The organism is Streptomyces sp. NPDC048584 (assembly GCF_043199595.1).
Classification (GTDB): domain Bacteria; phylum Actinomycetota; class Actinomycetes; order Streptomycetales; family Streptomycetaceae; genus Streptomyces; species Streptomyces edwardsiae.
Genome location: NZ_JBICWF010000003.1, coordinates 1 through 25,026 on the forward strand (window position 1 = coordinate 1; position 25,026 = coordinate 25,026).

A 25,026-nucleotide genomic window follows, 5' to 3' on the forward strand; every position below is an offset into this window, starting at 1 on the left:
GGGGTCGGCGCGGTTGATCTCGCCGATGACGCGTTCCCAGAAGACGACGGGTTTGGTGTGGGGGTTGTCGACGCGGAAGATCCGTACCCCGAGTTGCATCCAGTGGCGCAGGACGCGGACGGTTTCGGCGACGAGGCCGTCGAGGTCGGCGTCGAAGGCGATGGGGTAGATGTCCTGGTATTTCTTCGGTGGGTTCTCCGCGTGGGCGATGGAGCCGTCGGGGCGGTGGTGGAACCATTCGGGGTGTTTGTGGACCCAGGGGTGGTCGGGTGAGCACTGCAGGGCGAAGTCCAGGGCGACCTCGAGGCCGAGCCGGGCGGCCCGGGTGACGAAGCGGGCGAAGTCCTCCAGGGTGCCCAGGCGGGGGTGGACGGCGTCGTGGCCGCCTTCGGGGGAGCCGATGGCCCAGGGGACGCCGACGTCGTCGGGGCCGGCGTCCAGGGTGTTGTTGGGGCCCTTGCGGAACGTGGTCCCGATCGGGTGGATGGGCGGGAGGTAGACGACGTCGAAGCCCATCGCGGCGATCGCGGGCAGGCGGCGGGCGGCGGTGTCGAAGGTGCCGTGCGGCTGTTGCGGTGTGCCTTCGGAGCGGGGGAAGAACTCGTACCAGGCGCCGTACAGGGCACGCTCGCGTTCCACCAGCAGGGGCAGCGGGTCGCTGCTGGTGACCAGTTCCCGCAGCGGATGCCGGGCCAGCACCGCGTCCACCTCCGGCGTCAACGCCGCCGCCAGACGGGTGGCACAGGGCAGGGAGTCGTCGCGCAGCGTCGCGGCCGCGGTGAGGACCACGGCCTGTCCGTCGTCGCGGGGAACGCCGGCGGCCGCGCGCCGGTACAGATCGGCGCCCTCCTCCAGCACCAGCCCCGTGTCGATGCCCGCCGGCACCTTGATCCGGGCGGTCCTGCGCCAGGTCGCCACCGGATCGCCCCACGCCTCGACGCGATACGTCCACGGGCCCGGGCCGTCCGCGACGACCTCCGCGCCCCACCGGTCACTGCCCGGCGCCAGCTCCCGCATCGGCGTGAACGGCCCCGGACGCCCCTCCGGATCCTTCAGCACCACATTGGCGGCCACCGCGTCGTGCCCCTCACGGAACAGTGTGGCCGTCACCTCGAACGTCTCGCCCACCACGGCCTTGGCCGGCCGCCTGCCGCAGTCGACGGACGGCCGGACGTCCCGTACCGGGATACGACCGATGGTCCGGGTCGTCTTCATGGGTCTGTGCACCTCCGCCGTGCTCGAAGCCCGGGCGGTCGCCCGGGCGTGGTACCGAAGAGCGGCGGGAAGGTCATTGCCTTCCCGCCGGGGAGCGCCGCTCGACGGCCGGCGGACCACGTCGCACCGCGGCCGTCGTACGCGGCGTGTCGTTCTGTTCCTGCAGATAGGTGACGGGGGTGGTGCGCAGATACCGTTCGGCGGCGTCCGCCGCCTCCCGCGCGCAGCGCTTGCCCATCAGCACACAGAGGGTGTAGCCGGCGTCCTCGAACGTGGCCCGCACCGTGTGATCGGTCGGAGCCGCCAGCATCACGCGTTCCCAGGCCCGGTAGCGACGCAACTGCCGGGCGACTTCGGCTTTGGCGGGTAGCAGCATGGCGCCGTGCACCTTTCCGGGGCTCGATTCGAGGCGCGTTGTCCCGGCGGTCGGGCGGCGGCCGTGCGCACAGCTGCACGGACCCGTAACGGCGATCGAGGTCTTCACACATGGTGCATGGACGGTGACGCAACGTCTTGTTGGATTTTCAACCGATGTGGTCGGCCTCCGCCGGCCCCCGAATGCCGGGATGCCGCCTCCTGTGCCACGGGAGTGCGCTCGTGTTGCACGAACGGACCAACCCCCTCACGCTGAGGGTGACTCAGAAGCGATACCCGCTCACGTTCCGTGTTCGGGGCTCGCCCCGAGGGGGCGAGGAGGGACGAGAGCTTCGCGTGAGGAGCCAACGACCATGAAGACCGCAGTGCCCTGCTACTACCACCTCGACGTGGAAGTCAGCCCCGAGCGGGTGGGACAGGTCGGCCGCATACTGGCCGCTCACCTCCGGTTCTGGGATCTGGAGAATCTGGTCGAGCCCGTCTGCGGCGGCGCCGAGATGCTGCTGCGCGCCATCGACGAGCACGCCACCGACAAGAACGCGTCGATCGAGATGTGGTGGAACGGCCAGCACCTCATCACCGCCATCGGGGAGAACGACCGCGCCCTGCGCCCCGACCGGCAGATGCGCGGCTGTCTCGAACACCTCGCGGCGAGCAGCGACGGCTGGGGCTGCTGCGCCACCGAGAACGGCAGCAAGGTCATCTGGTTCTCGCAGCGCGCCCGCGCCGGCGAACGCGTCCCGCTGGTGCCGGCCGCCCCCGACCCGCGCGAGAGCGAGGGCCTGGACCTTCCCCGCGAGCTGAGCGTCGCCACGCTCACCGGCCGGGTCCGAACACCGGGCGGCCTCCTGGAGGAGGCCCGGTGACCCGGCGCCAGAACCGGAAAGGGGCGCCCGCCTGGAGCGGGCGCCCCTACCCGCTGGGGGCGACCTACGACGGCGAGGGCACCAACTTCGCCCTGTTCAGCGAGGTCGCCGAACGCGTCGACCTGGTCCTGGCCGACGACGACGGACGGCACACCACCGTACGGCTCACCGAGGTCGACGGCTTCGTCTGGCACGGCTACCTCCCCGGCGTCCGCCCCGGACAGCGCTACGGCTACCGGGTGCACGGCCCCTGGGCCCCCACGGCCGGCGATCGCTGCAACCCGGCGAAACTGCTCCTCGACCCCTACGCCACCGCGGTCGACGGCCAGATCGACAACCACCCCTCGCTGTACGAGCGCAGCCCGCACGGCCCCGACCCCGCCGACAGCGCCGGACACACCATGCTCGGCGTGGTCACCGACCCGGCCTTCGACTGGGGCGACGACACCCCGCCCTGCCGCCCCTACTCCGACACCGTGATCTACGAGGCCCATGTCAAGGGCCTCACCCGCACCCACCCCGACGTCCCCGAGGAACTGAGGGGCACCTACGCCGGGCTGGCCCATCCCTCGGTGGTCGGGCACCTGACCTCGCTGGGCGTCACCGCCGTGGAACTGATGCCGGTCCACCAGTTCGTCCAGGACGGCGTGCTGCAGAGCCGCGGCCTCGCCAACTACTGGGGCTACAACACCATCGGCTTCTTCGCCCCGCACAACGCCTACGCCGCCCACGGCAGCCGCGGCCGGCAGGTCACCGAGTTCAAGGAGATGGTGAAGACCCTCCACGCGGCCGGGCTCGAGGTGATCCTCGACGTCGTCTACAACCACACCGCCGAGGGCAACGAGAAGGGCCCCACCCTCTCCTTCCGGGGCATCGACAACGCCTCGTACTACCGCCTGGTGGACGGCGACTGGTCGCATTACTACGACACCACCGGCACCGGCAACAGCCTGCTGATGCGCCACCCCTACGTACTCCAGCTGATCATGGACTCGCTGCGGTACTGGGTCACCGAGATGCATGTCGACGGCTTCCGCTTCGACCTGGCGGCCACCCTGGCCCGGCAGTTCCACGAGGTCGACCGGCTGTCGGCGTTCTTCGACCTCATCCAGCAGGACCCGGTGATCAGCAGGGTCAAACTGATCGCGGAACCCTGGGACGTGGGCGAGGGCGGCTACCAGGTGGGCAACTTCCCCCCGCTGTGGTCGGAGTGGAACGGCCTCTACCGGGACGCCGTAAGGGACTTCTGGCGCGGCGAGGAGCACACCCTCGGCGAGTTCGCCTCCCGTCTCACCGGCTCCTCCGACCTGTACGCGCACAGCAGGCGCCGCCCCCGCGCCAGCGTCAACTTCGTCACCGCGCACGACGGTTTCACCCTGCGTGACCTCGTCTCCTACAACGACAAGCGCAACGAGGCCAACGGCGAGGGCAACCGGGACGGCGAGAGCACCAACCGGTCCTGGAACTGCGGCGCGGAGGGCACCACCCGCGACCCCGCCGTACTGGAACTGCGCGCCCGCCAGCAGCGCAACTTCCTCGCCACGCTGCTGCTGTCCCAGGGCATCCCGATGCTCTCCCACGGCGACGAACTGGGCCGCACCCAGCGCGGCAACAACAACGCCTACTGCCAGGACAACGAGACCGGCTGGGTCGACTGGCGCCTCACCGCCGAACAGCGCGACCTGCTCGACTTCACCCGTCGGCTCATCTCGCTGCGCCTCGACCACCCCGTGCTGCGCCGCCGCCGCTTCTTCCACGGCGAGACCGTGCGCCGCGCCGGCCAGCCGCTGCCCGACCTGGTGTGGCTGCTGCCCGACGCCCGGGAGATGACCGACGACGACTGGCGGCGGTCCGACGCCCACGCGGTCGGCGTGTTCCTCAACGGCGACGCCATCGCCGAACCCGGCCCGCGCGGCCGGCGCCTGGTCGACGAGTCCTTCCTGCTGCTGTTCAACAGCCACTGGGAGCCCACCGCGTTCCGTCTGCCGCCCGTCTCCTACGGCGAGCGCTGGACCGCCCTGATCGACACCGCCGACCCCGAGGGCACCCCCGACGAGGCCGAGCACAAGGCCGGCACCACCCTCACCGTGGGCCCCCGGAGCCTGGTCCTGCTCTCCCGCCCGTCCCGCACGGAGTGACCGGCGTCAGCGTTCCCGGCGTGACGTCACGGTGAACTGGGCGCCCTCGTTGTCGCGGAGCACGGCCTCTTCGGCGCCCAGGGACAGCACACTGCCGCCGTGCCGCTCGGCCGCCCGGGCGCAGGCGGCGACGTCCGTCACCGCGAAGTGCACCTGCCAGTGCGGCCGTACGGTCGGGTCGGGAGCCGACTCCGCCGCCCCCGACTCGATCCGCGCCACCACCTCCCCGCCGCTGCGCAGCACCACTTCCTCGCCCTCGTAGTGCACCTCCACACAGCCCGGTTTGTCGGACGCCCAGTCGAAGACCCCGCCGTAGAAGATCGCGGCGTCGAAGGCGTCCCGGGTGTGCAGCCGGATGAACGCCAGCTGTGCGCGGCGCCAGGTGGGCCAGTCGGAGAACAGCTCGCCCTCCCAGACCCCGAACGTCGCCCCGTCCCGGTCGGCCAGCAGCGCGCCCCGCCCGGGAGGCAGCGAGATCGGGCCGACCGCCGAGGTGCCGCCGCGCTCCTGCACCCGCGCCGCCGCCTCGTCCGCGCTGCGTACCGCGAAGTACGGCGTCCACGCCACCGAGGTCTGCCACATGCCGGCGACCGCGGCGATCCCGGCCACCGGCCGGCCCTCCGCGAGGGCGACCCGGAACCGGTCGCCCAGGCGCACCGGACGCCACTCCCAGCCCAGCACCGCTCCGTAGAACTCCTCGGTCGTCTCCACATCGCGGCTCGTCAGGCTCACCCAGCAGGGCGCACCGAACACGGAGTGCGTCGAGAAGACCTCCGTCGCACCGGCGGGGGAGGGCATGTCGTGGTTCATGGCAGTCGCGTCCTGAATCTCGTCGGCGTGGCAGCCTCCCGGCTGACCCCAGTGTCCGCCGGGTACCCCTCCGGGCGCCTGCCGAGTACCCCGGTGGCGGTACCGGAACGGTCACCCGTCGGGGGCCGGGCCACCCCGGTGGCGCACAGGGGTCGCAGTGGCGACGATGGAGGGGTCGGACACTGGCTGAAGGCACTCAAGCACTGTGCGAAGGCACCGTGAGAGCGGCACACCGGACCCGGAGGTGACCATGCCCACGGACGGGGGCGCGGACCGCATCCTCCAGCTGGAGGAGGAGGTCCAGCAGCTGAAGGACGCGGTCGTCTCGCACGCGGTGGTGGACCAGGCGATCGGCATGGTCGTCGCGCTCGGCCGGGTCTCGCCGGACCAGGGCTGGACGGTGCTCAGGGAGGTCTCCCAGCGGACGAACATCAAACTCCGCAACGTGGCCGACCTGATCCTCGTCTGGGGCCGCACCGGCCTCCTGCCGGCGGACGTCCGCACGGTCCTGGAGGAGGTCCTCGACCGCCTCGGCCCGACCCAGATCCCGGGCACACCGCCCGACGACTAGCCGGTCTCCGCCAGCAGTTCCTCGCGCAGCTGCTCGAAACAGCTGCTGAGCAGCCGGGACACATGCATCTGCGAGATGCCGAGCTGCTCGGCGATGGCGCTCTGTGTCATCCCCTTGAAGAACCGCAGATAGAGGATGAGGCGCTCCCGCTCCGGCAGCGCCTCCAGACAGGGCCGGACCGCCACCCGGTCGACGACGGTGTCGTACGCCGGGTCCGGGCCGCCGATCGCGTCCCCGAGGGCGTAGCCGTCGGTGCCCGGCATCTCCGCCTCCAGCGACAGCGCGGAGAAGCACTCGAGCGCCTCCGTCCCGGTGCGCACCTCGTCCTCGGTCAGCCGGGCGTACGCGGCGATCTCGGCGATCGTCGGCGCCCGGCCGGGGGTGGTCTGCGCCAGCTCCTTCGCGGCGTGCCGCACCCGGTTGCGCAGGTCCTGGACCCGGCGCGGCACATGCAGCGTCCACATGTGGTCGCGGAAGTGGCGTTTGATCTCTCCGGTGACGGTCGGTACGGCGTACGCCTCGAAGGCGCTGCCGCGCGCCGGGTCGTAGTGGTCGACGGCCTTGACCAGGCCGAGAGCCGCCACCTGGTACAGATCCTCCAGGGCCTCGCCGCGGCCCCGGAACCGGACGGCGATGCGCTCGGCCATGGGCAGCCACGCCGTGACCAGTTCGTCGCGCAGCATCCTGCGTTCGGGCCCGTCGGGCAGCAGGGTCAGGCGTACGAAGTCCCCCGCCGTGTCGGGGGCGTCGTCATGGGTGTGCTGCTTCCTGGGACTGACGGTACGCATCACGCGCACCTCCCTGAGCGGGGTGCCGGATGGACGGACCCCGTGGGAAACGGTGACCCGGACCACGAGAGGCCCGCGGCCGGCGAACCGGTCCCCACGGACGTGCCTCCTGTCCGAAGCACTGAGAATTCCATTCCCCGTGTTCCGCCCGCCCGAAACGTTTCCCACAATTCCGCGGCGGAAATTCCCGCTATGCCCACGGTGTGAAATCGAGGGAATTCATTGCGTGAAATCCCCGCACTTCGAGTGATGGCACCGCGCCGCCCCGCACCCGCCGCCGCGGACGATCACCCGCGGCCCGCCGGTGATCACGGCGCCGGACGTGATGTGCGGCACGCCGTCACCGGCCGCCGGAGGGCCGGCCGGGGAATTCCTCCAGCGCAGCGCTTGATCACTGATCAGAGGGCGCGAACCGCATGACCACAGCGCATTCTGCTCATTTGACAGTGCGCCGAGGCCACAGATAGGAAGCAGCGGACAGAAGTCGAGAGGGTGCGCTGTGTACGAGCCGAACGTGGTCGGGGACTGGCAGGAGTACGAGGAGCATGCCGGTCTGCGGGTCCGCGTCCACCGTCTGGAGGCCGGCGACCCGCCGCGCGGACGGGACGACGCCGCCGAGGGGCTGACGTACTTCCGTGTCCGCGTCACCGTCGAGAACCGCGGCGACCGGCCCTTCTGCATTCATCTCGAGGACGGCCAGATCGACGTACGCACCGGCCCCGACGGCGAAAGCGCCTTCGTCGACTGGCGCAACTCGCAGTTCGTCGAGGGCTTCGACGTCTATCCGCTGCGTCGCGTCACCGCCGTCCTCTACGCGGCCGCCCCCGAGGCGGCGCTGACCCACGTCGACGTCCAGGTACAGCTGCGCGCCGACGAGGAATGGGCCGGCCGCCGGCTCTGGACGGGCGGCATCGGCGTCCACGAAGCACCCGCGGGCGCCCCTGCCGGTGCCTGCCGCGACACCCTCGCCCACCAGGTGACCGCGTTCCTGCGGGAGCAGGCGGAGGAAGGCACCGCCTGACGCACCGCGGAGGTCAGTGGGGGATGCCGTCGATGAGGTCGCGGGCGCCCTGGCGGAGCAGGGACACGGCGACCGAGGTGCCGAGCGTGGCCGGGTCCAGGCGGCCCGCCCACTCGTGGGCGTTCAGACGGGTCTTGCCGTCGGACGTGAAGACGCACGCCCGCAGGGACAGTTCACCGCTGTGGTCCACCCGCGCGCAGCCGGCGATCGGGCTGTTGCAGTGCCCCTGCAGCACATGCAGGAACATGCGCTCGGCGGTGGCCTCGCGGTGGGTGTCCGGGTGCCCGAGGGCGCTCACCGCGTCGATGAGGCCGTCGTCGCCCTCGCGGCACTGCAGCGCGAGGATGCCCGCGCCGATGGGCGGCATCATCGCGTCCACGGACAGCACCTCGCTGATCACGTCGGCGCGGCCGATCCGCTCCAGTCCGGCCACCGCCAGCATCAGGGCGTCCGCCTCCCCGGCCGCGAGCTTCTCCAGCCGCCGGTTGGCGTTGCCGCGGAACGGCACGCACCTCAAGTGCGGGTGCGTGGCGGCCAGCTGGGCGATCCTGCGGACCGACGAGGTGCCGATCCGGGTGCCGGGCGGGAGCTCGTCCAGGGTGAGCCCCTCCGGGTGCACCAGGGCGTCGCGGACGTCGTCCCGCTTCAGGAACGCGGCGAACACCGTCCCCGCCGGGAGCGGCCGGTCGGCGGGCACGTCCTTGACGCAGTGCACGGCGACATCCGCCGCACCGGCGAGCAGCGCGGCGTCCACCTCCTTGGTGAACGCGCCCTTGCCCTCCACCTGTGACAGCTCGCCGAGCCACTTGTCCCCGGTGGTCTTCACCGGTACGACCTCGGTGCGCACACCGGGACGGGCGGCGGCCAGTTCGGCCCGGACGCGCTCCACCTGGGCGAGCGCCATGGGCGAGTCGCGGGAGACGATACGGATCAGTTCGGGGACCGACATGGCCGATACGATAGACCCTCCAAGGGGCCGGCCGACGCCGGGGCACCGAACGGCGCCCCGGCGTCACCGACCGTGTACGGTCAGGCGTTCGGGTCGAACGGGATGCCGGCGGGCTTGGCCGAGGCGAGGTGGGAGGCGAAGCTCCCGTCCTTCAGACCGAAGTGGGCGCTGCCGAAGTCGTACCCGCTGAGCTTCTCGCGCAGTCCCGCCGGATAGCCGTTCCAGCCGACCAGCGGCGGATACTGCCAGGTGCCCCGGTGGTTCTCCGGCGGCTCGTCGCCCGGGCCCCCGAGACGGAAGCAGTGCGTGCTGATGCCGTCCTTGTGGTAGACGACCTTCGCGTGCGTGCCGTCGAAGCGGACCGCCGAGCGGGCGTGCACCGTGAACGAGCCGTGGTTGGACGTCGAGACGTACTGGACGGAGTCGTTCTGCACCCACACCACGACGTGCTCCCAGTCGTGGCGGTGGCCGCCGAGGCTGATGCCCGGCAGGGCCTGGTCCTTCTCGAAGTAGAGGCCGTACAGGACGGCGCACCAGCCGTTGTTGCACTTCGAACGGGAGTAGGCGTTCGTGGTGTCCAGGTCCGAGGCGTCACGGCAGTTGCCGTTGAGGGCCCCGGTCGGGTTGAGGCCGGGGTTGACGGTGCCGTCCGGGCCGATCGCGGCCGTCGAGTAGCAGCCGTCGGTGTCGTAGTCGAAGGCCGGCTGGAACGTCCGGTCCAGAGCGTCCGCGTTGACCGGCAGGGCCGGCGGGGGTGCGGCGAAGGCGGTGGCGGGGAAGGCGATGACGAACGCGGCCGCGGCGGCCGGGCCGGTCAGCCATCTCCTGCGGTGGGTTCGGAACGTGCTCGACGACACTGCGTCCTCCTCTTGATCCGGGCGCAGCCCAACAGATGTGGGGGGCTGGGGAGTTCAGCATCCCGGCCGGACGTATACATGCCAAGAGGGTGCAGGCGTATCACCGGTGAAGCGCGCCCCGGCACTCGCGGTGCCGGGCGGGCGGATCACACCAGGTCGTCGGGAACGTCGGCCGCCGACTGCTCGGGCGCCAGGTCCGGCCGCAGCCGCAGCCAGGACGGCTGGCGCAGCAGACCCTCCCGGGTGCGGGTGCTGTAGCGGACCTCGCCGACCAGCCGGGGCACCACCCAGTGCGCGCCCGGCGCGGCCGGCGCCGGGTCGAAGGGACAGACGTCGGTGGCCGCCGCCCTCAACAGCGCGGCCAGCTCCGTGCGTTCGGCCTCGCTCCAGCCGGTGCCGACGCCGCCGACGTACCGCAGCCGGCCCGCCGCCCGCTGTCCGACCAGGACGGCGCCCGGCAGCCCCGTCAACCGCCCCCTGCCGGGCAGCCAGCCGCCGACCAGTACGTCCTCGCTGCGCATATTGCGGATCTTGATCCAGGAGCGGGAGCGCGCACCCGGCTCGTACACCGAGTCCAGCCGCTTGCAGACCAGCCCCTCCAGCCCGTGCTCCCGTGTGGCCCGCAGCGCCTCGGGGCCGTGGCCGACGAGCGCGGCCGGGGTGGACCAGGCGGGGCCGTCGAGGGCGAGGCCCAGCAGTGCCTCGCGGCGGGCGGTGTAGGGGAGGCGCAGGAGGCACCGGCCGTCGAGATGCATCACGTCGAACAGCACCAGGTGAACGGGGACGGCGGCCGCGCGGCGGGCCGCCCTGGCCGGCGCGTGCGCCAGGCCCATGCGGGACTGGAGCAACTGGAAGCTCGCCCGGCCCCGTTCGTCGAGGGCGAGGATCTCGCCGTCCAGGATCGCGGGGCGGGTGCCGAGGACGGTGGCCAGTGGTGTGAGTTCCGGGTACGCGCCGGTGATCTCCTGTCCCGAGCGGGCCCGGAGTACGGCGGTGCCGTCGCCGGGGAGGTAGACGACCGCCCGCTGGCCGTCCTGTTTGGTCTCGTAGGCCCAGCGGGCGTCCGCCGCCGGGGGTGGCAGGGAGCCGGGCGTGGCGAGCATGGGCGGGATCAGGGGGAGGGTCACGGGGGAGGTGTGGACGGGCCCGGGGGTCGCCACGCGGGCGCGTGCGCGGATTCGCCTGAACGGGCCTGAGGAGGGGTGGGCGATTGATTGAGTTACGCAATGAGATGGTAAAGTGCCCTGCATGTCCGCATCCCCGCTCCCCGACGTCCCCCCCTCCGTGGAAGTGGCCGAGATCGAACGCGCGCTCCACCGCATCACGTATCTGAGCAGGAGCGCCCGGCAGCACGAGCGGCTGATGGCCCTGGCGGGTGTGCCCCTTGACCGGGCCGCCGTCGCGCTGCTGCGGCAGATGGCCGACACCGAGCCGATGCGGCCGGGGGAGCTGGCGGCTCGGCTGGGGGTCGAGGCGTCGCATGTCACGCGTACGGTGCAGCAGTTGCAGAAGTCGGGGCATGTGAGCCGGGTTCCGGACCCGGATGACCGGCGGGCTCAGCGGATCGAGCTGACGGATGCGGGGCGGGAGGCGATCCGGCGGATCCGGGAGACGGGGATCCGGGGGATGCAGGTGGCGTTGGCGGACTGGTCGGCGCAGGATCTGCGGCAGCTGGCGGCGCTGTTTCATCGCATGGTCGATGACTTTCTCGCACACGCGGCCGACGACGAGGCGGAGCCTGCGCGAAGCGTGTGAGCCGTCTCGCCCTCCGCGCCCGCCCGTGCCGCTGGGGCGGCACGTCGTGTCCCGCGGTGGGTGGGTGCCGGGCCGGTGACAAGGCTGGGCGGGGGAGGGTCGCGCAGCCCGGCGCCGGCGGGGTGCCGTCGCGCCCACCCGTGCCGCCCTGCGCCACGACTGCCCGCGGGGACGTGGGAGTGCGGGAACGCGGGGACGCGGGAACGCGGGAGTGCGCGGGCGGGGGTGGGGCTACTGTGCGGTAATGTCGCGCGGCAGGCTATTCGGAGGAGGAACCGTGTCACGGTCCGAACGTTCGCCCCTGGTGCTTGCCGGGTTGTTGGCCGTCGCGGGGAGCGCGCATTTCGCCGTTCCCCGGCAGTTCGATCACATCGTGCCGCGCTCCCTGCCCGGGTCGCCCCGCGCCTGGACCTATGCGAGCGGTGCCGTCGAGCTCGCGCTGGCCGCCGGGCTCGCGCTGCCCCGGACCCGCAAGGCCGCCGCGCTCGCCTCGGCGGCCTTCTTCGTCGGCGTGTTCCCCGCCAATGTGAAGATGGCCGCCGACTGGCGCCACCGCCCCGCCCCGCAGAAGGCCGCCGCCCTCGGCCGGCTGCCGCTGCAGATACCGCTGGTGCTGTGGGCGCGCGGCATCGCCAAGGGCGCGGAGGGCCGGTCGTGAGCGGACGCGTGGAGAAGGGTGACACGGTCGAGGACTTCGCCCTCCCGGACGAGACCGGCACCGTGCGCCGGCTGTCGGAACTGCTCACCGAGGGCACCGTGGTGCTGTTCTTCTACCCGGCCGCCCTGACCGCCGGCTGCACCGCGCAGGCCTGCCACTTCCGCGATCTCGCCGCCGAGTTCGCCGCCGTCGGCGCCCGGCCGGTCGGCATCAGCGGTGACGCCGTCGAACGGCAGGCGGAGTTCGCCGGCCGGCACACCCTCGGCATGCCCCTGCTGTCCGACCCCGACGGCACGGTCCGCGAGCGGTTCGGCGTGAAGCGGGGAATCACCCTGGCGCCGACGAAGCGGGCCACTTTCGTCATCGGCCGGGACCGCACCGTCCTGGAGGTCGTCCGCAGCGAACTGCGGATGAACGCCCACGCCGACCGGGCACTCGCCGCACTGCGCGGTTGATACCGGCCCGTAAAGGGATGATCCTGGACGAATGGACGACGCCTCCGCCGCGGTCATCGTCGATGCCCGCGGCATCGTCACAGGTTGGAGCGAGGGCGCCCGGCGGCTGACGGGGCACCCGGCAAAGGAGGCGGTGGGCCGGGCCGTACGGAGGCTGCTCGCCGAGGACGCGCCGCCCGGTGCCCCCCTGCGGTCCGGGCCGTCCGTGCTGCGCCACCGCGACGGCCACCCCGTACCGGTCCTGCTGACGGTCCGGCCCCTCCAGGGCGCCGGGGGCGCGCCGGCCGGCTGTCTGATCACCGCCGAGCCGCCCGGCACGGAGACCTCGCCGGCCGGGCGGGCCTTCCAGCAGGCGTCCCTGGCGCTGTCCGTCCTCGACACCGAGCAGCGTTTCGTGCGGCTCAACGACGCCGCCTGCGCCGCGATGGGCCGGTCCGAGGAGGAACTGACCGGGTGCACCCTGAAGGAGGCCGCCTGGTGCAGCGAGCACACCCGGGGCATCGAGCGGCAACTGCGCCGTGTCGTCGAGACCGGCGAACCCCTGCACCACGAGAGCTACGGCCGGGCGCCCTCCGCCTCCCGGGTGCATGCCTGGAACCTCGAGATGTGGCCGGTCCGCGACTCCGCCGGCACGGTCGTCGGCACCGCGATGACGGGCTCCGACAGCACCGAGCAGTACCATGCCCGCCGTCGGCTGGGCCTGCTGAACGAGGCCGCGACCGCCATCGGCACCACCCTGGACGTCGTACGTACCGCCGAGGAACTGGTGGAGCTCCTGGTCCCCGAGGTCGCCGACTTCGCCGCCGTCGACCTCCTCGACTGGGTCCACGGCGCCGACGAGCCCCCGGACCGGCCCGGTACCACAGTGGTGCTGCGCCGCACGGCGCACCGCTCCGCAGCCGAGGGCGCGCCCGAGGCCGTCGTGCACCTCGGTCAGACGGACGTCTGTCCACCCTTCTCCCCGCCCGCCCGGGCACTGAAGGAGGGCAGAGCGGTACTCGCCCGCGCCGGTGAACCGGATGTCGCACGGTGGATGGCCGAGCGGGGCGTGCCCACCCCGGACGGCGGCCCCGGCATCCACTCCCTGCTGGCGGTGCCGCTGCGCGCCCGCGGCACCACGCTCGGCGTCGCGCTCGCCGTCCGCAACCTCCGTCCCGAGGGATACGCCGACGACGACGCCGCGCTCGCCGAGGAACTCGCCAGCCGCGCCGCCGTCTGTGTCGACAACGCCCGCCGCTTCGCCCGCGAACGTGCCACCGCGCTGGCCCTCCAGCACAGCCTGCTCCCCACGGGACTGCCCGGACAGGCCGCCGTCGAGGTCGCGCACCGCTATCTGCCCTCCGCGTCGGAGGCCGGCATCGGCGGCGACTGGTTCGACGTCATCCCGCTGGCCGGCAGCCGGGTCGCCCTGGTCGTCGGGGACGTCGTGGGCCACGGCATCCCCTCCACGGCCACCATGGGCCGGCTCTGCACGGCCGTACGCACCCTCGCCGACGTGGACATCCCGCCCGACGAACTCCTCACCCACCTCGACGACCTGGTCACCCATCTGGCCGCCGACGACCGCGTGGACGTCGCCGAACTCGGCTCCACCTGCCTGTACGCCGTCTACGACCCGGTCTCCCGCATGCTGACCGTGGCCTCCGCCGGCCATCCCGCGCCCGCCCTCGTGCTGCCCGACGGGACATGCCGGCTGATCCGTGTGAACGCGGGGCCTCCGCTCGGCGTCGGCGGGCTGCCGTTCGAGGCGACGGAGATCCGGCTGCCCGAGGGCTCCGTCGTCGCCCTCTACACCGACGGCCTGATCGGGGACCGCGACCGCGACATCGACGAGGCCACCGACGAGCTGTGCCGCGCCCTGTCGGTGCGCGCCGACTCCCTGGAGTCGCTGTGCGACGGCGTGCTGAAGGACGTACTTCCCGAGGAGCCCGGCGACGACGTGGCGCTGCTGCTGGCCCGCACGCGGGCCCTGGGCGCGGACCGGGTCGTCACGACGGACGTGCCGCCCGACCCCGAGGAGGTGGCGGCCGCCCGGGTGTGGGCCGGGGAGCGGCTGGCCGCGTGGGGGCTGGACGAGATCGCGTTCGTCACCGAACTCGTCGTGAGCGAACTCGTCACCAACGCGATCCGCTACGGGGTACCCCCCATCGAGCTGCGCCTGATCCGCGACCGCACCCTGATCTGCGAGGTCTCCGACGCCAGCTCCACCTCCCCGCACCTGCGCCGCGCCCACGCCTTCGACGAGGGCGGCCGCGGCCTGCTGCTGGTGGCCCAGCTCACCCAGCGCTGGGGCAGCCGCCAGACCGACCGGGGCAAGACGATCTGGGCGGAGCAGTCCCTACCGGGCTGACGCCCGTCTTCTGCTCAGTGCGCCCTCCGCGCCGGCCGCGGCGCGGGCCGAGCCCGCCGGGGACCGTTCATGGTCGTGGTGCCGGGGCGGACCGGACGGCGTACTCACTCGCCCCGCGGCCTCGAGCCGCGCGGCCGGAACGCGGCATGCCCGCGCTCCAGCGCCCTCGCGAAGCCGTCGGAGAGCGGCTCGTCCGTGCCGTGGTCCCACACGATCACCGTGCCGCCGCCGGACTCGCCGCGCGGGATCACGCCCTCGAACTCCTGGTATTCCAGCGGATGGTCCTCCGCCGGCACGGCGAGCCGCGCGCGGGGCACGGGTGCCCGGCGAGGGCGGTCAGAACTCCTCGTGGACCTCCGGGTCCCCGCCGATGCGCCGGTGTGCCCGGTCGGCGATGGTGCGCATCTGCGCGGCGTCCAGTTCGAAGCCGAAGACGTCGAGGTTCGACCGCTGCCGGCCCGGGTCGGACGACTTCGGCACCGGGAGCGCGCCCAGCTGGATGTGCCAGCGCAGCACCGCCTGGGCCGGGGTCACCCCGTGCGCCTCCGCGACGGCGGCCACCGCCAGGTCGTCCAGCAGCGTCGAGCCGCGGCCGAGCGGGCTCCAGCTCTCGATGAGCACCCCCTTGTCCTCGTGGTGGGCGCGCAGCTCCTCCTGCGGGAAGAACGGGTGCAGCTCGACCTGGTTGACCGAGGGCAGCACCCCGGTCTCCTTCTCCAGCCGCTCGATGTGCGCGGGCGTGAAGTTGGAGACGCCGATGGACCGTACGAGACCGTCCTCCCGCAGTTTGATCATGGCCTTCCAGGAGTCGGCGTACTTGCCGACGCGGGGCAGCGGCCAGTGGATCAGATACAGATCGACGTAGTCGAGGCCGAGCCGGGCGCGGGACTCCTCGAAGGAGGCCAGGGTCTCCTCGTAGCCGTGGTGCCGGCCCGGGAGCTTCGTCGTCACGACGATCTCCTCGCGCGGGACACCGGTCCTGGCCACGGCACGGCCGACACCGGTCTCGTTGCGGTAGTTGGTCGCCGTGTCGACGAGCCGGTAGCCCATCTCCAGGGCCTCGGCCACCGACCGCTCCGCCTCGGCGTCGTCCATCGGCCAGGTGCCCAGGCCCAGGGCGGGGATCGTGGTGCCGTCGTTGAGGGTGTGGCTCGGGATGCCGCTCACCGGAATGCCTTCCCGTCGGGGGGTGTCGTCCTCCCAGAGTCGGTGACGAGGGGGTCAATGATCAACCGGGCGGGTACGGAAGCGAGAGGACCGGCCGACCGAATGGGGAGCGCATGCCGACGGACACGAACAGCACGGCACCGGACGTACGCCCGGTCGCCGGGCACATCGGTGCCGAGATCCACGGGGTCGACCTCGCCGGTGACCTCGACGAGACGGTGATCGCCCGGATCCGGGCGGCGGTACTGCGCTGGAAGGTGGTGTTCTTCCGCGGCCAGCGCCTCGACCACGCCGGCCATGTCGCGCTGGCCCGCCGGTTCGGCGAACCCGTCGTACTGCCCCGGCGCGGAAAGGCCTCCCCGCCGGACTTCCCCGAGATCGAGACCACCGCCGACCGGCTGGAACTCGGCGGACGGTTCGGCATGGAGCACGACGAGTGGCTGCGGCGCCGCCGCCACACCCTGCTGCGCGGCTGGCACTGCGACCACGGCGCCCGCGTCGACCCGCCCGCCGCGACGATCCTGCGCGCCGAGACCGTCCCGCCGTACGGCGGCGACACCACCTGGGCCAATCTGGCCGCCGCGTACGCCGGACTGTCCGCCCCGGTGCGGGCGTTCGCCGACGGGCTGCGCGCCGAGCACCGGCTCGGCGTCGGCTACCAGCCGCGCTCCGGCGACGACGCCTATGCGCGCCATCTGCTGGACCACCAGACCGCCTCCGAGCACCCCCTGGTCCGCGTCCACCCGGAGACGGGGGAGCGGGTGCTGTTCGTCAACGGCTACTACGTCGAGCAGATCAGCGGCCTGTCCCGCCCCGAGAGCGCGGCCGTCCTGGAGATGCTCCTCGAGCAGGCCACCCGGCCCGAGTACACCGTGCGGTTCCGCTGGGAGCCGGGGAGTGTCGCCTTCTGGGACAACCGGGCCACCATCCACCTGGCTCCCGGCGACACCGCGCACCTCGACCACCCGCGCACCATGCACCGGGTGATGCTCGCCGGAGACGTCCCGGCCGGGGTGGACGGCCGGCCCTCGCTGCCGCTCACCGGTACCGCGCCCGGCCGCTGGTAGCTCACCTCAGGGGGATGGTCACCTCGTCCTCGACCGGCGGGTCGATCTCCTGCGCACGCAGGCCGGTGGCCGCGTGACAGCGCAGCCGGACCGCGTCCGGGCTCACGTCCAGCCGCAGGAAGCACTTGAAGAACGGCGGGCTGTAGGTGGCCGAACCCGGCGAGAACAGCGACGCGTACGCCTTGCGCACCGGCAGCCGCAGCCGCTTGCCCCGGTCGGGCCGGCGGCCGGTGCCGAGCAGCCCGGCGACCAGCCGCATCCGGCGGGTCACCCGGGGCGGCGCGCCCGGCGCGCGGGTGGGTCCGATGCCGAGGCGTTCGGCGATCACGGCCATCGCCTCGGCCTCGGTGAGGGAGAAGAAGCGGCGCAGCCGCAGCCGGCGCCCGTAGAGCGCGCTGTAGAAGGCCAGGGAGTCGCCGCGCAGCGGATAGCAGCGGAAGTCCCGCTCCGTGACACCGGCGACGTCCACCCGGGGGATGGTGTGCGTGGCGTGCGTGAACGCCCCGCCGCCGCCCGCCACCACGTACTGCAGGACGCGCCCGTCGTCGAGGCGCACCGGGTAGCGCTGGTAGTTGTGGATGTCGCCGCCGATCGCGGCCACATAGTGGTGCGCGGGGTCGCGGACGATGTCGTCGACGGTGCCGCCGCCCTCGATCGGGCACGGGTGGTGCGCGCCGTCGACGTACAGGGGTGAGCCCGTGACGAGGATCTTCGGGCGCGGCCCTCGGGAGACCTCCCGCAGCCACGCGCCCTGTTCGGCGTCGAGCGTGCCCAGCAGCCCCGTGTCGATGCCGACGATCCGTACCGGCCCGGCGTCGATGGCCCAGTACGGCCCCGGCTGCACGGCCCGCTGCCCGGGCGCGGACCGCAGCTTGCGTGCCTCGTCCAGGCGCCCGCCGTCCCCGGCCCGCGGCCGGTGCCACAGCAGGGAGCGCAGCCAGGCGCGGGTGAGGGGGCGCGGGCCGGGCGCGGGCGGCAGCGGCGGGGCGTCGTCGCAGAAGACCCGCATGAAGGCGCCGAGGTCCTCGTACCAGTCGTGGTTGCCCGGTATCGCGTAGATCGGCGCCGGGTAGTCCCGGTACGGGCGGAAGAACTTGGTGCCGTAGTCGTCGGCGCTGCCCACCGGGTAGATCACATCGCTGGCCAGCACGGCGAAGGCGGTGTCCCGGCCCTCCTCCAGCAGCCCCGGCACCACCGCGTACTGCGGCTCGTCGCCCTCGCCCGTGTCACCGATCACCAGGAACGAGAACCGGTCGGGGTCGTCGCGCCGGATCACCCGGTCCGCGGGCGCCCCGGCCGCCGCCCGCTGGGCCACCCAGCGCCCCCGGGTCTCTCCCGTGGGATCGCCGAACCAGGAGGCCAGTACCCCGTTGCGGGCGGCCCACAGCATGCGCGGGTCGAGCCAGGAGATCTTCTCGACGTCGTTCGGCATCAGCCGCCGGTACGCACCGCGTTCAGCGGTACCCCAGCCGGCGCCTTCGGCGGTGTCACGTGAGGATTCGGGCACCGGTGCACCGTAACAACGCGGCGGCGCACGGCCGCAGAGCGGGGTGCCGGTGAACCCCCGCCATACGATACCGAGTTGGCGGCGCCGGTCAGAAGGTGCGGGCCAACAGGTCCAGCAGCGCCGCCCAGTGCCGCTCGTCCGCCTCCTTGTCGTACGCGGCCGTGTCGGACTGGGTGTAACCGTGCCCCGCCCCCGGATACACCTCGCAGCGGTGCCGGACACCGGCCTCCGTCAGTGCCCGCTCCAGCCGCTCGATCTGTTCCTCCGGCAGCGAGTGGTCCCGGTCGGCGTGCCCGAAGTACACCTCGGCGGTGATCCGTCCGGCCACCAGATGAGGACTGTCCGGGGTGTCCGTCGCCAGCCGCCCGCCGTGGAACCCGGCCGCCGCCGCCACCCGGTCCGGATAGGTCCCGGCGGTGCGCAGCGACAGGGCCGCGCCCATGCAGTAACCGGTCACCGCCACCGGGCCGTCCGCCACCGCCGGGCACGCCGCCAGCCGGCGCAGATACGCGTCGGCGTCCCGCATCGCCCGCTCGGGCGTCAGCTGCCGCATGATCGGCCGCAGCCGCTCGAAGATCTCCGGCCGCGCCCCCGGGTCGATGAACCCGGGCAGCTCGACCACCGGGGCGCGTCCGTGCCGGTGGAACAGGTTCGGCACCAGGACCGTGTAACCGGCCGCCGCCAGCCGGTCCGCCATCTCCCGCAGCCGCGGCCGCACACCGAAGGCGTCCATGTAGAGCAGCACCCCCGGCCGGGGAGCCCCGTCGACGGGATGCGTCAGCCAGGCGTCGGCGGTACCGTCCCCGGTCGGGATGTCGACGGTCGTTCCCTGTACGGCGGTCATGGCGGCGCTGCCTCTCGACGGGGTGGGGAGCATCCCCATCCTCACACGGCCACCGGTGCCCTCATTCGAACCGGGTGACGTCCCCGGCGCCCCTGCGCACGATCTCCGCCTCGCCGTCCGAGAAGTCGATCACCGTGGTCGGTTCGGTGCCGCAGTCGCCGGAGTCGAGCACCGCGTCGACCTGGTGGTCGAGCAGATCCTTGATCTCCCAGCCCTGCGTCATCGGCTCCTCCTCGCCGGGCAGCAGCAGCGTGCTGGACAGCAGCGGCTCACCCAGCTCCGCCAGCAGCGCCTGGGTGACCACATGGTCCGGGATGCGCACGCCGACCGTCTTCTTCTTGGGGTGCAGCAGCATGCGCGGCACCTCCTTCGTCGCGGGCAGGATGAACGTATAGCTGCCCGGGGTCGACGCCTTCACCGCCCGGAACACGTCGTTGTCGATCCGTACGAACTGGCCGAGCTGCGCGAAGTCCCGGCACATCAGGGTGAAGTGATGCCGGTCGCCCAGCTTGCGGATCGTACGGATCCGGTCGATGCCGGACCGGCTGCCCAGCCGGCAGCCGAGCGCGTAGCAGGAGTCCGTCGGATACGCGATCAGGGCGTCGGAGCGGATGCTCTCGGCGACCTGCGTGATGGTGCGCGGCTGGGGGTTGTCGGGGTGCACATCGAAGTACTTCGCCATCCACCGAGCTTATGCCGCCCGCGCGCGGGCACCGCGCACGCCGGTCCGGCGGCCGGGTGCGCGGACGTGCCGGGATGAGCCGCGCGCACGGGTGAGGTAACGTCCCCGGCCTGGGCCGGGACGACGGACGGACGACGGACGGACGACGGACGGACGACGAGCGGACGAGGGGAAGGCCGAGGTGGCAGGCCGTAGCGACGGAATCCGGCGGACACCGGAGGCGGCCGGGGAGCATCCGGCCTGGGCGCGGGAACTGCTGGAGCATCTGCGTCCGGCGGGCCGTGACGTCCGCCGGGTCGTCGACTGGCTCGCCGCCACCGTACGCGCGGAGGTCTCCCTCCAGGACGCCGCCGGCACCCTGCTCGCCGGGACCCGGCTGCCGCTGCAGGAGACCCTGGCCGCCGGCCTCCGCTCCGGCCGGATCGCCTCCGCCGCCTGGGAGGGGGAGGGACGCCATCTGCGCCTGGTGAAGATCGGGCACCTGGCGCCGGCCCGCGTCCTGGCCGTCTCCCGTGAGGACCCCTTCGACCGGCACACCTCCGACATCGTCACGCACACCGCCCAGGTGATCGAACTCCTGCTGACCGCCGACGAGACCGTGGCCGCCGGACACCGGCTCCGCCGCGCCACCGCCGACCTGCGCCTGGCGATCCTCCAGCTGCTGATGGTGGAGGACACCGTCGCCGCCCGCCGGGTCGCCGCCGGGCTCTGGCCCGGACTGCTCGACGCCGACACGGCCTGCGTCTACGTCATCGAGTCCGCGCCCGCCCTGCGCGAACGGCTCGTGGCCGAGTGCCTGGGCACCACACGCGAGGAGGCGCTCGTCGTGCGCTGTCCGGCGATGGACGGGCACGTGATCGTCGTCAGCCCCCGGGAGGCCACCGCGGGCGAACTGCGGTCCCTGGTCGAACGGCACCCGGACACGTTCCTCGGCGGCAGCGTGTGGCAGAGCCTCGCCCGCACCGCCACCGCGTACGGGCAGGCCGTCAGCGCCCTGGCGGTGGCGCGCTTCCGCGCCGACAAGACGGCCGTGTACGCCGAACGCACCCACCCCGAACGGCTGATGGACCCCGTCGCGCTGCGCGGCTGGGCGGGCCGGGTGCTGCGCCCGCTGGACGCGCTGCCGCACCACACCCGGGCCGAACTCCTCGCCACCACCCGGCTCGGCCTGGAGTTCACCGCCGTCAACACCGCCAAGATCCTCGGCGTCAGCCGCAACACCGTGCGCGCCCGCATGGAACGCGTCGAGACCCTGCTCGGCGTCGACTTCGACGACGTCACCGCCCGCGCCGTCGTCCACCTGGCACTGCACACCCAGATCAACCTCCTCGACGGGCAGACGGCCGGCGACGCCGGCGCCCCCTCCCCGGGCCTCACCGGACTGCTGGCCGGCCCCGCCGTCGGCGGCTGGGCGCGGGAACTGCTGGGCCGCCTCGACCGGGACACCCGCGACGTACGCCGCACCCTGCGCACCTGGATCGCCGCGGGCGGCAACGCCGAACGGGCCGCGCAGACCCTGGGCGTGCACGCCCAGACCGTGCGCGAGCACGTACGCAGCGCCGAACCGGTCCTGGAACGCCAGCTGCTGGCCACCGGGACCGACCTGTACGAGGTCGCGCTCGCCCATCTCGCGGCCGGTGACCTGGAACAGCCGGTGATCACAGGCGGGTGAACCGGGGTGTTTCGGACTCGGTTGTGCACGGATGAGTCCTCCGGCGGCCGCAGCGGGCATCGGTGCGGTACACAGGCCGCCGCCGCTGCGAATAGTTTCGGACCACGCGGGGGCACGACCGGAACGGGGGACCGGTCGGGGCCCCCGCGCCTTCGCGCCGTGCCGTACCGCTTTCGCCCCCCGTCCGGCTGTCCCGGGTCGCCGCCCGCGCCGACGCGCGGCAGCATGACGATCGTACGGACGCCACCGGCGGGACGCCGAGCAGCGCAAGGAGCCCACGATCATGACGGACGTTTCGAGCCGGGGCCCCGCTCCGGGCGACGACCGCGAGGTCCTCACCAACCGGCAGGGCCATCCGGTCTACGACAACCAGAACCAGCGCACCGTCGGCTCCCGCGGCCCGGCCACGCTGGAGAACTACCAGTTCCTGGAGAAGATCAGCCACTTCGACCGGGAACGCATCCCCGAGCGCGTGGTGCACGCCCGCGGCGTCACCGCCTACGGCTACTTCGAGGCATACGGGAAGTGGGGCGACGAGCCGGTCTCCCGCTACACCCGCGCCGAGCTCTTCCAGGAGCAGGGCAGGCGAACCGACCTGGCCGTCCGCTTCTCCACCGTGATCGGCGGCCGGGACTCCGCCGAGACCGCCCGCGACCCCCGCGGCTTCGCGGTGAAGTTCTACACCGAGGACGGCAACTGGGACCTCGTCGGCAACAACCTGGGCGTCTTCTTCATCCGGGACGCCATCAAGTTCCCCGACGTCATCCACGCCCTCAAGCCCGACCCGGTCACCTTCGAGCAGCAGCCGCGCCGCATCTTCGACTTCATGTCGCAGACGCCGGAGTGCATGCACATGCTGGTCAACCTGTTCAGCCCGCGCGGGATCCCGGCGGACTACCGCCATATGCAGGGCTTCGGCGTGAACACCTACAAGTGGGTCGACGCGGAGGGCGGGACCAAGCTGGTCAAGTACCACTGGATGCCCAAGCAGGGCGTGCGCAGCATGACCGCCGAGGACGCGGCGAACGTCCAGGCCGACGGCCTCGGCCACGCCACCAAGGACCTGTACGAGGCGGTGGAGCGCGGCGAGTACCCCGAGTGGGAACTGCTGGTCCAGATGATGGACGACCACGACCACCCGGAGCTGGACTTCGACCCGCTGGACGACACCAAGGTCTGGCCCGAGCAGGACTTCCCGCCCAAGCCGGTGGGCCGCATGGTGCTCGACCGGATGCCGGAGAACTTCTTCGCCGAGAACGAGCAGATCTCCTTCGGTACCGGCGTCCTCGTCGACGGCCTGGACTTCTCCGACGACAAGATGCTCGTCGGCCGGACCTTCTCCTACAGCGACACCCAGCGTCACCGGGTCGGTCCGAACTACCTCCAGCTGCCGGTCAACCGGGCCAAGCACGCGGACGTGCGCACCAACCAGCGCGACGGGCAGATGACGTACCACCAGGACGGCGCCGGTGAGAACCCGAGCGTGAACTACGAGCCGTCGATCACCGGCGGTCTGCGCGAGGGCCAGTACCCGACGCACGACGAGCAGGGCCCGGAGGTCCGCGGCCGGCTCACCCGCGCGCGCATCGAGCGCACCAACGACTACCTGCAGGCGGGCCAGCGCTATCTGCTCATGGAGGAGTGGGAGCGCGACGACCTGGTGAAGAACTTCACCGACCTGATCTCCCAGTGCGACCGGCCGGTCCAGGAGCGCATGGTGTGGCACTTCCTGCTGGTCGAGACCGACCTCGGCCGCAGGGTCGGCGAGGGCCTCGGCATCATGCCGGAGGACGTCGCCCACCTGGAGCCCCTGGCGAGCCAGAACCTCACCGACGAGGACCGCAAGCGACTGGCGAGCCTCGGCGACAACCCGCCGCGTGACGTGGAGGGACTCACCATGACCCACTGCGTCCCCGACGAACGGCACGTGGTGACCCGTTAAGCGCGGTCCGCGGACCGCGCCACCGCGAGCGCCTGCTCGGCGTAACCGCGGCCGAACAGCACGGCGTGCACCAGCAGCGGGAACAGCTGGTGCACGCCGACGCGTGTCCGCCACCCGCCGGCGAGCGGCGCCGCCTCCTGATAGCCGTCCAGGACCGCGTCACGTTCCGGGCAGCCGAACAGGGCGAGCATCGCGAGGTCGGTCTCCCGGTGCCCGCCGTGGGCCGCCGGGTCGATCAACCGCACGTGCCCGTCGGCGCCCCACAGCACATTGCCGTTCCACAGATCGCCGTGCAGCCGCGCGGGCGGCTCGGCCGGCCCGGCGAGCTCCGGCAGCCGCTCGCAGACCCGCTCGACCACACCCGCCTCACCGGCGGTGACGGTGCCGCCGTCGACCGCCGTACGCAGATACGGCAGTACCCGGTGCTCGGCGTACCAGCCGGGCCAGTCGTCGCCGGTGACGTTGCGCATCGGGGCGAGCCCGATGTACGCCTCCACCGGTCCGCCGGGCGGCGGAGCCCCGAACGCCGGCGCGCCGGCCGCGTGCAGGGCGGCCAGCTCCCGGCCGAACCGCAGCGCCGCCCCCCGCCCGGGGCGGCCCTCCATGACGCGGTCGACGACCAATCGGTGCGCGTCATGGCCGTGTACCACCGGGATCCGTACCGCGTCCGCCGAGGCCAGCCAGCGCAGTCCGGCCGCCTCCGCGCGTACGGCGTCCGGGCCGTCGGCACGTTTGACGACGACCACCCGGCCGTCGTCGAGCCGGACCTCGGTGAGCGCGCCGGACAGCGTCCGCACACCGGTGACCGTCCGTCCGGTGAGGCGGGCGGCCACGTCACCGTCCCGGGTGGCCGGACCGGGGGAGAGGCTCATGGGAGGACTCCTCATGTGCGGGGGCGCGGCCGGTCGCGCGGGACGGGTGAAATACCGGGGCCCGCCGATGCGAGGGAGCCGCGCCGGGGGACCAGTGGAAGCATGACGAGTTCATCGTTCCAGCGCACCCTCACCCTGCCCGCCACCCTGTGCGAACAGGCCGCCCAGCACCTGGAACAGGCCGCCCGGCGGACCGTGGACGGCGCCGGGATCCCGCTGAAGGCGTTCCGCGCGGCCGCCGACAGCGACTACACCCTGCCGGTGTCCGTGGTGGAACAGGCGGCCGGCTGCCTTCTGGTCCTCGCCACCGAGACCGCCCAGACCGTACGGCCCTCGGCCCTGCGCACCGTCATCGGCGTCGCCCTGTGCCTGCGGGACGCCGTCCAGGCCGTGCGCCGGCCCGCGCTCACCACCCGTTTCTGGTGAGGATCCGCCGAATGGCCCCCGCGTCGAGGGGAACCCGGC

Annotated in this window: 24 protein-coding genes and 1 pseudogene; 12 read left to right on the plus strand and 13 right to left on the minus strand. The window is 72.7% G+C overall.

Annotation, left to right across the window (positions count from 1 at the left end):
- Together ACGFR9_RS07935 and ACGFR9_RS07940 are read right to left on the minus strand one after the other, a co-directional pair.
- Positions 1-1,215: maltotransferase domain-containing protein (locus tag ACGFR9_RS07935; RefSeq protein ID WP_393204032.1), on the minus strand; the 1,215-nt coding region annotated here is incomplete at its 3' end.
- 73 nt (positions 1,216-1,288) lie between these two features.
- A complete protein-coding gene (locus ACGFR9_RS07940; RefSeq protein ID WP_393204034.1) occupies positions 1,289-1,591 on the minus strand; it encodes a DUF5133 domain-containing protein in 303 nt (100 codons plus the stop codon).
- A gap of 352 nt (positions 1,592-1,943) precedes the next feature.
- Between ACGFR9_RS07940 and ACGFR9_RS07945 the strand changes: the two genes are divergently transcribed.
- Both ACGFR9_RS07945 and glgX read left to right on the plus strand, forming a co-directional pair.
- Positions 1,944-2,456 (plus strand): hypothetical protein, encoded by a 513-nt coding sequence (locus ACGFR9_RS07945; RefSeq protein WP_030229083.1) that lies wholly within the window; start codon positions 1,944-1,946, stop codon positions 2,454-2,456.
- Positions 2,453-4,594, plus strand: a complete 2,142-nt coding sequence (glgX, locus tag ACGFR9_RS07950) for a glycogen debranching protein GlgX (protein ID WP_393204036.1) — start codon at positions 2,453-2,455, stop codon at positions 4,592-4,594. Before ACGFR9_RS07945 ends, glgX begins: the two co-directional genes overlap by 4 nt.
- A gap of 6 nt (positions 4,595-4,600) precedes the next feature.
- Here the strand turns inward: glgX and ACGFR9_RS07955 are convergent, their stop codons facing one another.
- A complete protein-coding gene (locus tag ACGFR9_RS07955) occupies positions 4,601-5,404 on the minus strand; it encodes a VOC family protein (protein ID WP_393204038.1) in 804 nt (267 codons plus the stop codon).
- 244 nt (positions 5,405-5,648) lie between these two features.
- Between ACGFR9_RS07955 and ACGFR9_RS07960 the strand changes: the two genes are divergently transcribed.
- Positions 5,649-5,975, plus strand: a complete 327-nt coding sequence (locus tag ACGFR9_RS07960; RefSeq protein WP_030229092.1) for an ANTAR domain-containing protein — start codon at positions 5,649-5,651, stop codon at positions 5,973-5,975.
- On the opposite strand, the gene ACGFR9_RS07965 is transcribed toward ACGFR9_RS07960, so the two are convergent.
- A complete protein-coding gene (locus ACGFR9_RS07965; RefSeq protein ID WP_393204040.1) occupies positions 5,972-6,763 on the minus strand; it encodes an RNA polymerase sigma factor SigF in 792 nt (263 codons plus the stop codon). The genes ACGFR9_RS07960 and ACGFR9_RS07965 overlap by 4 nt on opposite strands.
- Positions 6,764-7,262: 499 nt before the next feature.
- Between ACGFR9_RS07965 and ACGFR9_RS07970 the strand changes: the two genes are divergently transcribed.
- A complete protein-coding gene (locus tag ACGFR9_RS07970; RefSeq protein WP_393204042.1) occupies positions 7,263-7,784 on the plus strand; it encodes a hypothetical protein in 522 nt (173 codons plus the stop codon).
- 13 nt (positions 7,785-7,797) lie between these two features.
- Here the strand turns inward: ACGFR9_RS07970 and hemC are convergent, their stop codons facing one another.
- The 3 genes from hemC to ligD all read right to left on the minus strand — a co-directional run bounded on the left by hemC (position 7,798) and on the right by ligD (position 10,717).
- A complete protein-coding gene (hemC, locus tag ACGFR9_RS07975) occupies positions 7,798-8,733 on the minus strand; it encodes a hydroxymethylbilane synthase (protein WP_393204044.1) in 936 nt (311 codons plus the stop codon).
- Positions 8,734-8,813: 80 nt separating this feature from the next.
- Positions 8,814-9,590 carry an NPP1 family protein gene (locus ACGFR9_RS07980; RefSeq protein ID WP_393204046.1) on the minus strand — a complete coding sequence of 259 codons (777 nt, stop codon included), beginning with the start codon at positions 9,588-9,590 and terminating at the stop codon, positions 8,814-8,816.
- A 146-nt stretch (positions 9,591-9,736) separates the two neighbouring features.
- The gene (ligD, locus tag ACGFR9_RS07985; protein WP_393204048.1) at positions 9,737-10,717 is read right to left on the minus strand and encodes a non-homologous end-joining DNA ligase; all 981 of its coding nucleotides are present in this window, start codon (positions 10,715-10,717) and stop codon (positions 9,737-9,739) included.
- A 121-nt stretch (positions 10,718-10,838) separates the two neighbouring features.
- Here ligD and ACGFR9_RS07990 point away from each other — a divergent pair, with 121 nt between their 5' ends.
- The 4 genes from ACGFR9_RS07990 to ACGFR9_RS08005 all read left to right on the plus strand — a co-directional run bounded on the left by ACGFR9_RS07990 (position 10,839) and on the right by ACGFR9_RS08005 (position 14,808).
- Positions 10,839-11,345: a MarR family winged helix-turn-helix transcriptional regulator gene (locus ACGFR9_RS07990; protein ID WP_393204050.1), complete on the plus strand. Its 507-nt coding sequence runs from the start codon at positions 10,839-10,841 to the stop codon at positions 11,343-11,345.
- A gap of 277 nt (positions 11,346-11,622) precedes the next feature.
- Complete coding sequence (locus tag ACGFR9_RS07995) at positions 11,623-12,003, plus strand: DoxX family protein (RefSeq protein ID WP_393204052.1); 381 nt, start codon at positions 11,623-11,625, stop codon at positions 12,001-12,003.
- On the plus strand, positions 12,000-12,458 hold the full coding sequence (locus tag ACGFR9_RS08000; protein WP_393204054.1) for a peroxiredoxin: 459 nt from the start codon (positions 12,000-12,002) through the stop codon (positions 12,456-12,458). The genes ACGFR9_RS07995 and ACGFR9_RS08000 overlap by 4 nt, the downstream gene beginning before the upstream one ends.
- Before the next feature lie 31 nt (positions 12,459-12,489).
- Positions 12,490-14,808: a SpoIIE family protein phosphatase gene (locus tag ACGFR9_RS08005; RefSeq protein ID WP_393204056.1), complete on the plus strand. Its 2,319-nt coding sequence runs from the start codon at positions 12,490-12,492 to the stop codon at positions 14,806-14,808.
- Between the two features lie 107 nt (positions 14,809-14,915).
- Here the strand turns inward: ACGFR9_RS08005 and ACGFR9_RS08010 are convergent.
- Positions 14,916-15,113 (minus strand): annotated as a pseudogene (locus ACGFR9_RS08010) (DNA polymerase ligase N-terminal domain-containing protein); the annotation flags it as partial.
- Between the two features lie 31 nt (positions 15,114-15,144).
- Positions 15,145-15,975 carry an aldo/keto reductase gene (locus ACGFR9_RS08015; RefSeq protein WP_393204058.1) on the minus strand — a complete coding sequence of 277 codons (831 nt, stop codon included), beginning with the start codon at positions 15,973-15,975 and terminating at the stop codon, positions 15,145-15,147.
- A 113-nt stretch (positions 15,976-16,088) separates the two neighbouring features.
- On the opposite strand from ACGFR9_RS08015, the gene ACGFR9_RS08020 reads away from it, so the two are divergent.
- Positions 16,089-17,042, plus strand: coding sequence for a TauD/TfdA dioxygenase family protein (locus tag ACGFR9_RS08020; protein WP_393204060.1), 954 nt, complete (start codon positions 16,089-16,091; stop codon positions 17,040-17,042).
- Position 17,043: 1 nt separating this feature from the next.
- Here ACGFR9_RS08020 and ACGFR9_RS08025 read toward each other — a convergent pair whose 3' ends face one another.
- The 3 genes from ACGFR9_RS08025 to ACGFR9_RS08035 form a co-directional block, all read right to left on the minus strand.
- On the minus strand, positions 17,044-18,549 hold the full coding sequence (locus ACGFR9_RS08025) for a metallophosphoesterase family protein (RefSeq protein ID WP_393204062.1): 1,506 nt from the start codon (positions 18,547-18,549) through the stop codon (positions 17,044-17,046).
- Between the two features lie 88 nt (positions 18,550-18,637).
- Positions 18,638-19,393, minus strand: coding sequence for a dienelactone hydrolase family protein (locus tag ACGFR9_RS08030; protein WP_393204064.1), 756 nt, complete (start codon positions 19,391-19,393; stop codon positions 18,638-18,640).
- Between the two features lie 61 nt (positions 19,394-19,454).
- Positions 19,455-20,075: an L-threonylcarbamoyladenylate synthase gene (locus ACGFR9_RS08035; RefSeq protein WP_393204066.1), complete on the minus strand. Its 621-nt coding sequence runs from the start codon at positions 20,073-20,075 to the stop codon at positions 19,455-19,457.
- A gap of 181 nt (positions 20,076-20,256) precedes the next feature.
- On the opposite strand from ACGFR9_RS08035, the gene ACGFR9_RS08040 reads away from it, so the two are divergent.
- Both ACGFR9_RS08040 and ACGFR9_RS08045 read left to right on the plus strand, forming a co-directional pair.
- Entirely contained in the window at positions 20,257-21,747 is a 1,491-nt protein-coding gene (locus tag ACGFR9_RS08040; RefSeq protein WP_393204068.1) for a helix-turn-helix domain-containing protein, read from the plus strand.
- A gap of 283 nt (positions 21,748-22,030) precedes the next feature.
- Positions 22,031-23,689 carry a catalase gene (locus ACGFR9_RS08045; RefSeq protein WP_393204070.1) on the plus strand — a complete coding sequence of 553 codons (1,659 nt, stop codon included), beginning with the start codon at positions 22,031-22,033 and terminating at the stop codon, positions 23,687-23,689.
- Here ACGFR9_RS08045 and ACGFR9_RS08050 read toward each other — a convergent pair.
- Complete coding sequence (locus ACGFR9_RS08050; RefSeq protein WP_393204072.1) at positions 23,686-24,561, minus strand: fructosamine kinase family protein; 876 nt, start codon at positions 24,559-24,561, stop codon at positions 23,686-23,688. The genes ACGFR9_RS08045 and ACGFR9_RS08050 overlap by 4 nt on opposite strands.
- A gap of 102 nt (positions 24,562-24,663) precedes the next feature.
- Here ACGFR9_RS08050 and ACGFR9_RS08055 point away from each other — a divergent pair, with 102 nt between their 5' ends.
- Positions 24,664-24,987, plus strand: a complete 324-nt coding sequence (locus ACGFR9_RS08055) for a hypothetical protein (RefSeq protein ID WP_030229127.1) — start codon at positions 24,664-24,666, stop codon at positions 24,985-24,987.
- Positions 24,988-25,026 lie beyond the last annotated feature (39 nt).

What these genes read in the sequence shown, in the direction of transcription:
- ACGFR9_RS07940 (WP_393204034.1), bottom strand. Translation starts at nt 1,591, where the DNA reads ATGCTGCTACCCGCCAAAGCCGAAGTCGCCCGGCAGTTGCGTCGCTAC.
- ACGFR9_RS07965 (WP_393204040.1), bottom strand. Translation starts at nt 6,763, where the DNA reads ATGCGTACCGTCAGTCCCAGGAAGCAGCACACCCATGACGACGCCCCC.
- ACGFR9_RS08005 (WP_393204056.1), top strand. Translation starts at nt 12,490, where the DNA reads ATGGACGACGCCTCCGCCGCGGTCATCGTCGATGCCCGCGGCATCGTC.
- hemC (WP_393204044.1), bottom strand. Translation starts at nt 8,733, where the DNA reads ATGTCGGTCCCCGAACTGATCCGTATCGTCTCCCGCGACTCGCCCATG.
- ACGFR9_RS07955 (WP_393204038.1), bottom strand. Translation starts at nt 5,404, where the DNA reads ATGAACCACGACATGCCCTCCCCCGCCGGTGCGACGGAGGTCTTCTCG.
- ACGFR9_RS08055 (WP_030229127.1), top strand. Translation starts at nt 24,664, where the DNA reads ATGACGAGTTCATCGTTCCAGCGCACCCTCACCCTGCCCGCCACCCTG.
- ACGFR9_RS08050 (WP_393204072.1), bottom strand. Translation starts at nt 24,561, where the DNA reads ATGAGCCTCTCCCCCGGTCCGGCCACCCGGGACGGTGACGTGGCCGCC.
- ACGFR9_RS07945 (WP_030229083.1), top strand. Translation starts at nt 1,944, where the DNA reads ATGAAGACCGCAGTGCCCTGCTACTACCACCTCGACGTGGAAGTCAGC.
- ACGFR9_RS08030 (WP_393204064.1), bottom strand. Translation starts at nt 19,393, where the DNA reads ATGACCGCCGTACAGGGAACGACCGTCGACATCCCGACCGGGGACGGT.
- ACGFR9_RS08045 (WP_393204070.1), top strand. Translation starts at nt 22,031, where the DNA reads ATGACGGACGTTTCGAGCCGGGGCCCCGCTCCGGGCGACGACCGCGAG.
- ACGFR9_RS07990 (WP_393204050.1), top strand. Translation starts at nt 10,839, where the DNA reads ATGTCCGCATCCCCGCTCCCCGACGTCCCCCCCTCCGTGGAAGTGGCC.
- ACGFR9_RS08035 (WP_393204066.1), bottom strand. Translation starts at nt 20,075, where the DNA reads ATGGCGAAGTACTTCGATGTGCACCCCGACAACCCCCAGCCGCGCACC.
- ACGFR9_RS08020 (WP_393204060.1), top strand. Translation starts at nt 16,089, where the DNA reads ATGCCGACGGACACGAACAGCACGGCACCGGACGTACGCCCGGTCGCC.